We start from the raw sequence: 12,959 nt of genomic DNA, 5'->3' as shown, positions 1-12,959 counted from the left end.
AAATCTCCTTTATTGTTTATAAATTAAAGCGTTCACGTTTCTCAGGAGCAGCTTATATTCCAAAAATCTCGTTGTCAATCGTCTCATCTTCTCCAGCAGTCAACACCTCAGCATTCATCCGCTCCAGCAAGCGTTGAGCAGATCGCTGTCCGATCAATTGGGTAGGTGCTTTGATTACGATCCGATCCGTAAGCAATTCCGCCATCTCGCTAGTGTAATCATAATGCGCCAAAACCAAATTCTTTCTTGTCGAATCAGGAGAATGCTGCAAGTATTCAAGGACCCCTGTCATCATATTGTAGTTTGTCACAATTAATGCGGTAATATCCTGTTCCAGCAATTTTTTACCACCTCGGTAGCCGCTGATTCGAGAATAATCTCCGTATTCAGTTACCAAAACGGTGCCTGGGTGCTTAGCCGCAGTCTGTTGCGCACCTAATAGACGTTCCCTTGCAACATAATCATTTTGAGGAGCAGCTAGGAGACCGATTCTTGTGTGCCCTTCCTTGATAAGATGCTCCGTAACTTTAGCCACACTCTTTCGATCAGCGACTTGGATTCGATCAACTCCCGGCAGCTGTACGGGACTATTGATCGTCAATACTGGGATCGGCAATTCAGCCAACCGTTCCATGCCATCCCAATCCTGTTCAGACATAAAGACGATCAAGCCATCCACCGCATGCTGCACTAAATAATCAATCTTCTGATCAGCTAGTGAGACGTCTCCTTTAAATCCGCTCAACAAGACGGAATAGCCGTTTTGCTCCATCACACCTTCTATGGCACTGACAATCTCTGCCCCGAATTGACTAGACACACTATTCATTAAAAGCCCTACTGAAAAACTACGATTGTTTTTTAGGCCTTTGGCGATAATATTCTCTTTATAGTCTAGCTCCTTGATCGCAGCCGCAATCTTTTTCATATTTTGTTCTTTCAATTGATGACCATTGAGATAGCGAGAGACACTTCCTAAAGAGACCCCAGCCAGTTCAGCCACTTTCCGAATAGATGACATTTTTATGGTTCCTTTCTTATCTTAATCGGAGCTGATTTACTGTTGGAAACGAGCCGTTCTTTAACGGTTAATTTTTGAAAGAAACTTCTTCTGATAAATTCTTGACCATGATTTGGCAGCCGTCTGCCCGCTTATAAAGCTGATCCATGTCTGTAAAATAGAATTGATCATCAGACAATGTAAACGTCAGCTCAGTTGATTCATCAGGCATCAATTCAATCTTATCAAAAGCCTTCAGCTGTTTGTGACGCTGAATCACTCGACCACCTAATAAACGAACGAATACTAGCACCGTCTCTTTTCCAGTAAATTCTCCCACATTTTTAACAGTAACACTTATGGTCATTGTGTCAGACTCTTGGTGGACATGCAAGCGCTCATATGAAAATTGCGTATAGCTCAACCCATAGCCAAATTCGTGAAGAGGAGCGCCGGTTTGATCATAATAATCATCTTTTTTCGAAGCCGCCCGCTGATAATAATAAACAGGCAATTGTTGAGAATTGAGGGGATAGCTGACATTCAGCCGTCCGTTTGGATTATTATCACCGATCAGTGTCCGCGCGATTGCTGTTCCTCCAGCTTGACCTGGAAACCAGCCTACCAATACAGCATCAGATAGTTGTTGAACTTCTTGGATATCATAAGGCCGTCCTTGAATCAAAACTGTGACAATAGGTTTTTCCAGCTCCTTCACAGCTTTTAAAAGCGTCAATTGCTGGCCGCCTAAGGATAATGAAGCAACGTCCACATTTTCTCCAGAATCCATATTGATCCCTTTTGAAGAAACTGCACCATTCTTTAAAAACTCCATATCAAAATTGCGGGCACTCGAACCTCCTAACACGCAAATAATCACATCTGCATCTTGACAGTCCTTCACAGCAGCTTCAATTTTAGGCTGCTGATTTTCTGTATTCCGAACTTCGCAGCCCTCAGAGAAAACGACTTCAGATTCTGAAAAAATAGTTTGAATTTGTTGATAAATCGTTAGCTGTGTCATTTCCGCGGCTTGAGGCGCTGAATAATCCCCCAACAAAGCATAAAGACTATTCGCATTTGGTCCGATTACAGCAACCTTTTTTGTCTTGCGATCTAAGGGTAAGAGGCCGTCATTTTTAAGCAATGTCAAGGATTCCTCCGCCGCTCTCAGATTGTTCTCCTTCGATGCAGCCAATATTTTAGCTAGCCTCTCCTGCGGGTCTTCCACGAAGGGCTTCTCAAACAGTCCTAATAAAAATTTGATACCTAAAACACGGGCACATGCTGTATCAAGAACAGACTCTTCGATTCTTTTGGTTTTTACGCCTTCCGTGATTTGTAAATAGGTCTCGTCCCATAAACTCAGATCGATCCCCGCCTCTAACGCCGCATTCGCGCTGGTTATTTTCTCGTCAAAGACATCTTCTAACCTATCTAGGGCAATGCCGTCAGCCATCACGATTCCTTGATAGCCTATTTGCTCCCGCAACGTCTTTTGGAACAATTGACCATTGATATGACAAGGTACACCATCCACATCATTGTATGCTGCCATGACTCCTACAGCATTTCGTGCACTCTTTAACAGTGGAAAATAAATATCCTTGAATTCTCGGCCACCAATGGTTACTGTTCCAGAATTGTGCCCGCCTAATGCTTCTCCTTGAGCAATGCAATGCTTTAAAACAACCCCGATTTGTTCCGGCTGTTTATTGATTTCAACAACTGTCTTATCCAGATAAGCCGCTTCCTCAGAAATCAGGTCGCCCTGAAATCCGGCGATTACTGCTTCGCTCATTCGCGCGGCTAAAATAGGATCTTCACCAAAGCATTCTTCTGTTCGTCCCCAGCGCGGATCCTTTGCTAAGTCCAAGGTTGATACAAGCGCTAAGTGAACACCTTTAGCCGCTAGCTCTTGTGCCATTAAATGACTTGATTGCTTCGTCAGCTCAGTATTAAAGCTATTTCCGCGACCCAAATTTGTCGGATAGGAAATTCCGCCTAGCCCCTGATGTCCATGAGGACATTCCTCAACGATTAAGGCAGGAATTTTCCAGCGTGATTGATTGATCACGTATTCCTGAACCTGATTAACCAGTCTCCAACTATCCTCTGGAGCGATGCCTGTTTCAAAGCCGACTTTGGACCAAGGGTCTGCACGAAATAATCCGTACAACGCCCCAATCCCTTTTCCCCATTCGACATGTTCTTTAAATTTATTCGTCAGTTCAGTCTTTCCATCCTCTTTCTTTTCATAGCATTCCCAGCCATACAGATGTTGATTCACTTGACCGACCTTTTCTTCTAAACTCATTCGATCCATCAGATCGGTGACCCGTTCTCTAATCGTCAAATTCGGATTTTGATATGGAAAATTACCCAATCAGCTCTTCTCCCCTCAGCTCAGCTTCCTTATTCGAAGCAATAACAAATGGCATAAATAAGAAAACATCTAGTATGATTAACAAAATGGTAAGTACGCTAGCCATGATATTCCCACCAGTAGCGATAAATGATTGAATGACTGGCGGCGTAATCCATGGTGCTGCAGCGACCGTTTTCCCAACTAAACCAATGCTAGTCGCAAAGTAGGCAATGATTAAATTGATCGATGGAATAATCGCACACGGAATCATAAAGATTGGATTCATTACTACCGGCAAGCCAAACATTACCGGTTCAGTGATATTGAACATACAGGTGGTTAAGCCCAGCTTCGCCACTTGACGCTGATCTTTACGTTTAGATACCCAGATGATCGCGATTACTAACGGTAAAATGCACCCGCCTCCTCCAATCAATCCAAAGGCATTCGCAAAAGGCTCTGTAATTATATTAGGAATTGCTTCATGATTTTGGAAAGCCAGCATATTTTCCTCAATCGACTGAAGCATCGGTGCTTGCTTGATCGGCGCTAAAATACTTGAACCATGCATCCCAAACACCCACAGAAAATCAGAGAAGAATTGGATAAATAGCATTCCTGGAACGGATAATACAAACCCCTTTAATGGTGTCTGAATCGCCAAGTTTATCAAATCCGGAACATTTAATCCCGTTGTCTTCTGTAAAATGAAGACAAATGTACCGAAAATCAAAATGACCAATACTTCTGGTACTAAAGAATTGAAGGATGTCGCAACTGCTGGCGGCACACCATCCGGCATTTTGATCTTTAATTTTTTGTATTTTGCCAAGCGAACGAACATTTCAGTACTCAATAGAGCACAAATCATTGCAGTTGCTAGACCTGAACTTGAGGTCAGTGCCTGTGAAAACACACCGCCCACTTCAGCTGAGGTTCCATCTGTCAGTGTAACAATCGTGTTTATCGGCATCAAAATGAACATTGTAGCCAGACTCAATACACCTGCGTGAACAGCGTTAAAGGCCGGATCATCAATTGATTTTGATTTAATATAATAATTAGCCAGATTTACTCCGATATTATAACAAACGATAATTGCCAAAATACTCATTGTTCCATTATTAACAATTACGGCCAACTCTGACAAAAAACTCAAATCAATGACCTTCTGAACAGCGACATTAGAAAAAACCAACGCATTCAATAAAACCATAAAAGAGGCTGCCATTACTAAAGGCATCGTGATAATAAACGCATCACGAATCGCTAACAGGTGTCGCTGGTTATTGATTTTTGACACAATTGGCAATAATTTTTCAGACAGCTTATCGACTAAATTCATAAAAAAACTCCTTATTCTTGTTTTTTTGAACCGGTTCAAAAAGAATAATAGCAAACGATTTCAATAATTACAATAGGCTAACGCAAAGTTTTTGAACCGGTTCAAAAATAAAATCGCATTTCTCTCGATAATTATTCCCCAATGCTTTCTCTAATCATCGTATGAATCAAATCAACACAAAAAACAGCTATTCGCTAAATAGCTGGATTTTTTGATTAATCTATCATTAACCTACTGCGATAACAAATAAAATCGTAAATATTCTAATAATGATTGGCACTTCTAATCGCTTCGTTTTAACGTAGGAAATTCCTAAAATGACATTCAGCCCAATAAATAGGACTCCACGAGAGAGGCTCTCAGGTCTGTTTATCAGACAATAAATCAGAGAAGAAGCACCTATGCCTAAAAGCATATTCTCCTTGAAAACCAAACCAATGACCCCGCCACGAAAGACGACCTCCTCCATGATTGGTGTAAAAACAACTGAAAGCAGCACGATGACAATACTTGGGAGGCTGGAAAGAACATTGTCTGCGATAGACGCTGGTGTATTTTCAGCAATCAAATGCCGGTCGCTCAGAAGCTGATCAAAAACGAATAAGGCGAGCATAAAAACTATGCTTAAAAAAATAATCTTGCCATTTTTCTTCTTTAGAAAAGAAAAATCCAACGCAAGCAGATTCAACCCTTTTGACAGCTGCAGCATTATGAATGAAGCGAATAATAGGTTAAAACACATTAACACGACTTCAATCCCTGAATAACTAGAATGGCCACTCTCATACGCAGATAGCAAGAACGTTGTAAACAGTTGAGAAAAAAATACAACCAGACACCCCAAGCCTAAACAGATCATCACATTCCATAGTTTTTCTACTGTAGAGTTCCTCATGGCTCCTTCCACTTCCCTTTTCTTTTTATTTTACACTTTTAAACACAGCAAAAAGACCCAGTTATTTGATAAAGTGATCAAATAACCGGGAAATTCCAAAAGAGAAAATACAAAAAAAGTTGCCATCCTTAAAGTCTTTTTGCAAATTACTTAACAAAACGAAAGCCAAACGACCCTATTACCATCGATTATGAAGGTATCTGGCCATTCGGCTTCCTAATTATACTTTATGTCGTTTTGACAGTTTTTTTACTAAGGTACTGATTTTTTCGAAAAAGCTGCTTACATTTGTACCGTTGTACCACTATTTCCATCCAGTGTTTCTGAAGCTTTTTCTAGTGAAGCGATGATTGCGCGTCGCCCTGCCTTTGATTCAGCAAAATCAATCGCTGCTTCGACCTTCGGCAGCATACTGCCGGGAGCAAACTGATCCTCAGCGATATATTTTTTCATCTCTGCTACAGAAGTCGTTTCCAGCGCTTTTTGATCTGGCTTGCCGAAATTGACGAAGACATGATCCACAGCAGTCAAGATAATGAAGACATCTGCATCAATCAAGGCCGCCATTTTGGCAGCGGCAAAATCCTTATCGATCACCGCATCGACACCTTTATAACGGGTGCCCTCATAAATGACCGGAATGCCTCCTCCACCACAGGCGATCACGACTTGCCCCGCGTCGACTAAGGTTTGTAAACTGATTTTTTCGTAGATATCGACTGGTTTTGGCGAAGGAACGACACGGCGCCAGCCGCGGCCGGCATCCTCTACATAAACATCGTCACTTTCATCCATCAATTTTTTGGCTTCTTCTTCGCTGTAATAGCCGCCGATCGGTTTCGTTGGATTGGCAAAAGCCGGATCTTTTGGATCAACGACTACTTGTGTCAGCATTGAAACGACTGGAATATCTGCTAAGTCGCGAGATACCAATTCTTCATCGATCGCTTGCTGCAGATGATAGCCGATATAGCCTTGGCTCATCGCCGTACACTCAGGAAACGGCATCGTATCCTCCGCCGATTTGCTGGTTTCTTCAAAAGCTAAACGAATCTTGCCGACCTGCGGCCCATTCCCGTGAGCAATCACGACTTGATGGCCCGCCGCAATCAGATTAGCGATCGATTTAGCCGCCAACTCAGCTTTGGTCAGCTGCTCATTAGCGGAATTACCTAACGCGTTTCCGCCCAACGCGATAACGATTTTTGACATGAGGGTCTCCTATCTTTGTGGCTGCTGCTGAGTGATACAGTGAATATTTCCGCCACCGTATACGATTTCAACAGTATTTACACCCACAACTTCTTTATCTGGGAAAATCATTTCTAATTGCTCTAACGCCAATGCGTCATTCTTATCGCCATACTGCGGTACGATCACACCGTTATTCGTGATCAAGAAGTTCATGTAAGAAGCGATACAGATGTCGCCGTCTTCACGCGGCATCGTTCCTTCTACATAGTCGATCTTGAAATTGCCGTCAATCGTTACATTTTCGATTGGGCAGCAGATTTTATGAACCTTCAGCTTACGGCCTTTCGCATCGGTCATTTCATTTAAACGCTTGTAGGCATCCTGTGCCGCTTCATAGAAGGGACTGTTTGCATCTTCTGTGTAAATACACGCTACTTCACCCGGTCGTACGAAGCAAGCAACATCATCCACGTGACCGTTGGTTTCTTCCGGATCAATCCCGTCACCTAACCATAAAACCTTTTCGCAGTTTAAGTAGTCGCATAATTTTTGCTCGATCTCTTCTTTCGTCATGTGAGGGTTGCGCCCTTCACTCAATAAACACATCTCTGTAACTAAAACAGTTCCTTCACCATCGACATGGAATGAGCCGCCTTCTAGAATGAAATCATCCGTACGATAAGAATCGACATGTTCGATTTCGCAAATCTTTTGCGCCACTAAATCATCTTGATCCCATGGGAAATACAAGCCATCAACAAGACCGCCCCAAGCATTGAAGCCCCAGTCATTTCCACGTAATTCACCTTTGTCATTGATCACAAAGCTTGGCCCGCAATCGCGAATCCAGGCATCATTGTTGGACATTTCGTAAACAGTAATGTCTTCTGGTAGTTGACGACGGCAATTTTGGAATTGCTGCTGCGAAACCACCACATTCATTGGTGTGAATTTGCTGATTGCTTTTGCTACTTCCGTGAAGGCTTCCTGAGCCGGTTTTCCGCCATCGCGCCAGTTATCTGGGCGTTCCGGCCAGATCATCCAAACCTTTTCTTGTGGTTCATACTCGCCGGGCATTCTAAACCCGTCTTGTTTCGGTGTTGTCTTTTCGATTCTCTTCGCCATGATAAATTACTCCTTCTTTTTTGATTTTTTTCATCCATATAATCGCTTCACCAAACAGTGTGAAGACGACAGCTCCGATCGTGATCGGCAGCTGCTGACTCAATGTTTCAGGATCAAACTGCAAAGGCAGAGCCGTAAAAATCAATGAAATCACGATCATGATCATTGGCAGCGCCACCAAAACTTTCAAGAAAGTATCACTGCCGCCTACCCTAAATGGCCGTGGTGTATCTGGATCGATTTGTCTCAATTTGTAAAAAGCTGGGAACACTGGAACATAAGACATCAAGAACATAACTAGGTTCAATGAGAAGAAGGCCCAGAACAGATCCTGATTCGGTAAAATTGGTGCAATGACCACGACGATCGAAGCCACGACACCATTCATAATAGCTGCGCCGATCGGCATTTCGTCCTTTCCACCGCGTTTTGCAAATATTTTCGGCATATCGCCATTTTCCGCCGCGTAGCAGGCAGTATTGTTAACGCCCAAGGACCAAGAGATCATATTGCCGAACAGTGTCAGCAAGAACAAGAACGCCATTGCGATAATAAACCAGCCGCCAGTTGAACCAGTCAATAGCTTGAAGCTGTCCATCAGTCCGCTGCCGGTACTGATTTGATCGGTCGGAATCGCAACACCGATCCCGAAAGCTGAGAAGATGTAAATCGCTGCAATCACCAATCCACCCGCAATGATTGATTGAGGAATTTGTTTTTTAGGATTTTCCATGTCATCAGCAAAGGTACAGATAACCTCAAAACCTAATAAGTTAAAGATGATAACCGAAATAAAGGACAAGCTGTTCAAGTTGAAGCTTGGCAGCATGGAGGATAGGGTAAACTCATTGGCTACTCCTTTAGTCAATGCCGTATAAAGTCCCAACCCGCCAATTAAAATAGCCAATAGCATTTTGATCACGGCCGCGCCGTTTAGAATCCACACACTGTCGCTGACTGGATAAAAACTGATCCAGACGATCAGCCAGATAAAAACAAGTTCGATCAAAATAGCTGCTACTGTTGGAAACTCAATACCAGTGATTGTCGTCAATAAATCAGGGCAAACCACTGCTAAAGAAGCCAGCCATAATGGATAATTGATCCAATAATACCAAGACACCCGTGAACCCCAACGATGTCCAAACGCTTGGGTCACCCAGTCATAAATCCCGCCGTCACCAATATATGTCGTGCCTAATTCTGAAGAAATCAAACCATACGGCAAAAGAAACGCGATCAACAGGAAGATCCACCAAAAAAATTGTGAATTTCCGATCGCCGCGACCGGTGCTGCTGCCTCTGCCACAAACACAACACAGATAACGGATAATATTGCACTCATCAAACTAAACTTTTTCTTTTTTTCTTCCATTTTTTTCTTCCTTTCCGGTAGAAACAGGGATTGAGGATTTCCTCAATCCCCGAATGGAAATAATCTTGATGAATTTCACTTAAAGCTGCAGATCATTTCCGTCCTCACCTTTTGGGTCTATAGTGCTTTGCCTAAAAAGACTTCCAAATCTGCTTTTGCTGCTGCTTTTTTCTTTTCGTCAATTGGATTTTTGTCTGCGTAATCGTGCATCAAGTACACAAGCAGGCCGCGAATGGAAGTCAAACGATTTTCCGCTTCATCGAAACAGATCGAGTTTGGTCCATCCATTACCTCATCAGTTACTTCTTCGCCGCGAGTTGCTGGCAGACAGTGCATGAATTTCGCATCTTTACCAGCACGAGCCATCAATTCATCATTCACCTGATATTTAGGATAGAAGGTACTCATGCGTTCTTCTTCTGATAATTCTGCTTCATATAAGCCATACCAAACGTCAGTATAAACAAAATCTGAACCTTCGATCACGTCGATTTGGTCAGAAACAGTGTAGGAGCCGCCAGACTCTTTACAGATGGCATCTAATCTTGCACGATGATCCTCGTTTAATTGGAAGCCTTCCGGACCAAACTGAACAAATTCCATGCCCATTTTTGTTGCGACTAATCCTAATGAGAAGCATACCTGCGTTGCATCCCCTATGAAGGAAACCTTGCAGTCTTCGATTTTCTTGCCTGCTGGCAAATGTTCGATCATTGTACATAGGTCGCCTAACTCTTGAGTTGGATGGTTAAAATCTGACATACCGTTAATTACAGGAATTGTTGCGTTATTAGCTAGGTCATAAACGCTGTGATGACGCTCTACCCGTGCCATCAAAATATCAACTAACCGAGATAATACACGGCTCGTATCTTCAATTGTTTCATGTCCGCCTAATTGAATTTGGCCTGGAGCCAAATATTCTGCATGTCCGCCTAATTGCGTCATCGCTGTTTCAAATGATACGCGAGTTCTAGTAGAAGATTGTTGGAAGATCATGCCTAACACTTTATCTTTTAATAATGGCGGATAAAAACCGTTCTTAATAGAAGCTTTGATTTTCAATGATAAATCAACAATGTACTGAATCTCCTCCTTCGTGTAATTTTCTGTTGTAATGAAATCTCTTTTTGCCATGTTGACGCCTCCTAAGTAATTTGTTTGCTTTTGCATCTTCACTTTAGGCGAAAAAACACAAGTTTACGATAAGCTAAAGGTTGTAAACGCTACCAAATGGAAAATCCAACGAGTTTTAGCTGGTTTATTTTTGGATGTAAACCTTTTATTTTTCAAGGGTTTAGAAAAGTTTAGATAAAAGTTTAGCGTATTTTAGAACGATGGAAGAAAAAATGGTGTTATACTTATGGTGAGAAATGCGAGTAATGATTCCGAAATGAAAGGGGATTCAATATGATAGCTATCTTCGTTTATAACATTCTTTTGATCATTCTTTATTCCATCACCATGGCTTTCGCAATAAATTCCTATCTAAAAGAAAAAAACAAAGTGTTCCTGCTGATCAGTCTTTATCTTGCCTTCTTCATTTTTGACAACATCATTATTTATATGACCGAGTTCATCAATTCCTTTGCCCAAAGCTATGACCAAGCATTTATGAGTGCACCTGCTGTTAAGACCATCATTTTTATGGGAAATGCCTTTTTCTCCATCTCTATCATTGCCGAATTACGTCACGAAAAACTCAAACCTCTGCATTACGGCTTATTGATTGGATTGGCCGTGTGGATGGTCACAGTCCCATTATTGGCAAACTCAGCCTTTAAAGTCTGGCTTTACTATTTAGTGAATCAAATTTTTCTTTTCTATTTAGGGGTTTATTGTTGGCGAGGGCTTCAAAAGGATCTTCCAGATTTGAACAAAGGCTATTTGAAAAAACTTGCGATCATCTGTCTTCTTTTCAGCATCCTGATCGTCATTGAAGACAGCTTTGTGATTTTCAATGTGGATCAATACAGCTCCTTGACCACCAAAATCTACAATCGCAGTATTTCAGAGGATATTTTTTCCATTACCATCTGTCTAGTATTGTTCTATTTCTTCTCAAAGGAACGCCAGGCTCAAGAGGAAAGCTCACCTGAGGAGCAGGAGACAGCGATTTTGGTTCAAAGATTTTGTCATGCTCACCAATTCACGCAAAGAGAGACGGAAGTTTTTGAACTGCTTTTGTCCCATCATACCAATCAAGAGATTGCTGATCAGCTCTTTCTTTCACTAGGAACAGTCAAAACACATGTCCATAATATTTTTATCAAGCTGGATATCAAGAAACGGACGCAAATCTTTCCGTTGTTTGAAGACTATCAGGCGTCCACTCCTGAAAAAATTACACTAAAAAAGAGCAGCGATTTTTCTTAGAAAACCGCTGCTCTTTTTTTAATCATCTTCTATATGATGGTCCTGTGAAGAAGAACTAGAGCTGGATGAACTGGAACGAGAAGAATCGGACTCACGAGAACGAGATTCTGACTCTGCTTTTTTGCGAGAGGAATCGTCATTTTTGCTGTCTTCGATCGAATCCAATATCTCTTTATAAGAGTCATACGTCTCCTGCTTTTCAGCTAGATCCTTTTTCAACTCCGACAATTCCTTGTTGCGTTCTGCCAGTGCCTTCGCCTGCCGCTCTTGATAGCTCTTCTCTGCTTCTGCCATTGAGGCATCACTTTGCTGAATTTGAGTCGCGAAGCTGTCATTTTCATTGGCCAGCTGATTTTTCACTGGGTTCAATTTATCCAACAGCTGCTGCTTATACTTGCCATCCGGCAAGACCGCCAGCGTTTTTACTCCCGATAGATAATCCGATAAGGTTAAGCTGTCGCCTTTGTTCAGCAGACTCGTCACGTCACTCTCCGCATTCGTGAAGTCCTTCGATTGCGTTTCAGCGATGCGCAGAAGCATGCTGATGTCTTGTCCCCAATCCTTATCCTTCGCTGAGCTTTCACTCAGCTGATCCTTCAAATTCTTAATCTTTTCCTGCTCGGGGTCCTTCAAAATAGGATGTGCCGACAGATCCAGACCGTTTAATACATCACTCTCAAAAAGGCCATTCAGTTCCTCTTGGAGCTCAAAATTTTTCTTGGCGTGGTCGATATCCTCTAGGGTTTGACTTTCCCCGCGCTGATTTTTGACTTCAGTCGCTAAATCATCAAACGCATCACTTGAGATATCCGCTTTAAAATAGCCCGACTTCTGATCTTCGTAAAGGTCGGCTAAACGTTCATTCAGCACCTTTTTCGTTTCCTTTTCTGACTGGATCATTTTTTCTTGATAGATGTGATAGCTTGCAAAACTTACGGCGCCAAACACAACCAGTCCTAATATCACCCAACCGATTGTTTTTTTGTTCAAACCGGCTCCTCCTTAATGTATTTATTTCTCCAAAATGGAAAATAAGGTTCTCTTTTTACTTCTATGCGGCCTGCTCCTCTCTAACAGTGAGGATATAAGAATTTTTTGTACGTAAATACGCAGCAGAACACACAATTTGTCAACATTATAGCATTTTAATCATTGCAAAACACACGTTATAGTGAAATCTTTAGTAACTCTTTTCATTTTTATGTTATTTTAAAATTATTAGAAAATTCTAGGCATTCTGTCAATTCAATGCAAATATTTTCACCTTTCATTCGTTTCTGA

10 protein-coding genes are annotated in these 12,959 nt (G+C 41.9%); 1 reads left to right on the top strand and 9 read right to left on the bottom strand.

Features of this window, described 5'->3' with window-relative positions:
- Positions 1-52: 52 nt before the first annotated feature.
- The 8 genes from IGI67_RS21450 to ptcA all read right to left on the bottom strand — a co-directional run bounded on the left by IGI67_RS21450 (position 53) and on the right by ptcA (position 10,439).
- Positions 53-1,021 (bottom strand): LacI family DNA-binding transcriptional regulator, encoded by a 969-nt coding sequence (locus tag IGI67_RS21450; protein ID WP_429959206.1) that lies wholly within the window; start codon positions 1,019-1,021, stop codon positions 53-55.
- Between the two features lie 67 nt (positions 1,022-1,088).
- On the bottom strand, positions 1,089-3,386 hold the full coding sequence (locus IGI67_RS21445; RefSeq protein ID WP_429959205.1) for a glycoside hydrolase family 3 C-terminal domain-containing protein: 2,298 nt from the start codon (positions 3,384-3,386) through the stop codon (positions 1,089-1,091).
- Positions 3,379-4,713: a PTS sugar transporter subunit IIC gene (locus IGI67_RS21440; RefSeq protein ID WP_429959204.1), complete on the bottom strand. Its 1,335-nt coding sequence runs from the start codon at positions 4,711-4,713 to the stop codon at positions 3,379-3,381. Before IGI67_RS21440 ends, IGI67_RS21445 begins: the two co-directional genes overlap by 8 nt.
- 226 nt (positions 4,714-4,939) lie before the next feature.
- Complete coding sequence (locus IGI67_RS21435) at positions 4,940-5,608, bottom strand: CPBP family intramembrane glutamic endopeptidase (RefSeq protein ID WP_429959203.1); 669 nt, start codon at positions 5,606-5,608, stop codon at positions 4,940-4,942.
- A 282-nt stretch (positions 5,609-5,890) separates the two neighbouring features.
- Positions 5,891-6,820 (bottom strand): carbamate kinase, encoded by a 930-nt coding sequence (arcC, locus tag IGI67_RS21430; protein ID WP_207107334.1) that lies wholly within the window; start codon positions 6,818-6,820, stop codon positions 5,891-5,893.
- A gap of 9 nt (positions 6,821-6,829) precedes the next feature.
- Positions 6,830-7,927: an agmatine deiminase gene (aguA, locus tag IGI67_RS21425; protein ID WP_429959202.1), complete on the bottom strand. Its 1,098-nt coding sequence runs from the start codon at positions 7,925-7,927 to the stop codon at positions 6,830-6,832.
- Positions 7,881-9,302: an APC family permease gene (locus IGI67_RS21420; protein ID WP_429959201.1), complete on the bottom strand. Its 1,422-nt coding sequence runs from the start codon at positions 9,300-9,302 to the stop codon at positions 7,881-7,883. The genes aguA and IGI67_RS21420 overlap by 47 nt, the downstream gene beginning before the upstream one ends.
- Before the next feature lie 117 nt (positions 9,303-9,419).
- Complete coding sequence (gene ptcA / locus IGI67_RS21415; protein WP_429959200.1) at positions 9,420-10,439, bottom strand: putrescine carbamoyltransferase; 1,020 nt, start codon at positions 10,437-10,439, stop codon at positions 9,420-9,422.
- A gap of 273 nt (positions 10,440-10,712) precedes the next feature.
- On the opposite strand from ptcA, the gene IGI67_RS21410 reads away from it, so the two are divergent.
- Positions 10,713-11,678, top strand: a complete 966-nt coding sequence (locus IGI67_RS21410) for a response regulator transcription factor (protein WP_429959199.1) — start codon at positions 10,713-10,715, stop codon at positions 11,676-11,678.
- An 18-nt stretch (positions 11,679-11,696) separates the two neighbouring features.
- Here the strand turns inward: IGI67_RS21410 and IGI67_RS21405 are convergent, their stop codons facing one another.
- Positions 11,697-12,668 carry a hypothetical protein gene (locus tag IGI67_RS21405; protein ID WP_429959198.1) on the bottom strand — a complete coding sequence of 324 codons (972 nt, stop codon included), beginning with the start codon at positions 12,666-12,668 and terminating at the stop codon, positions 11,697-11,699.
- Between the last annotated feature and the right edge of the window lie 291 nt (positions 12,669-12,959).

It is taken from the genome of Enterococcus sp. AZ196, from assembly GCF_050498845.1.
GTDB lineage: Bacteria > Bacillota > Bacilli > Lactobacillales > Enterococcaceae > Enterococcus_A > Enterococcus_A murrayae.
The sequence above is the reverse complement of the archived record's forward strand: the minus strand, read 5'-3'. Positions and strand labels throughout refer to the sequence as shown.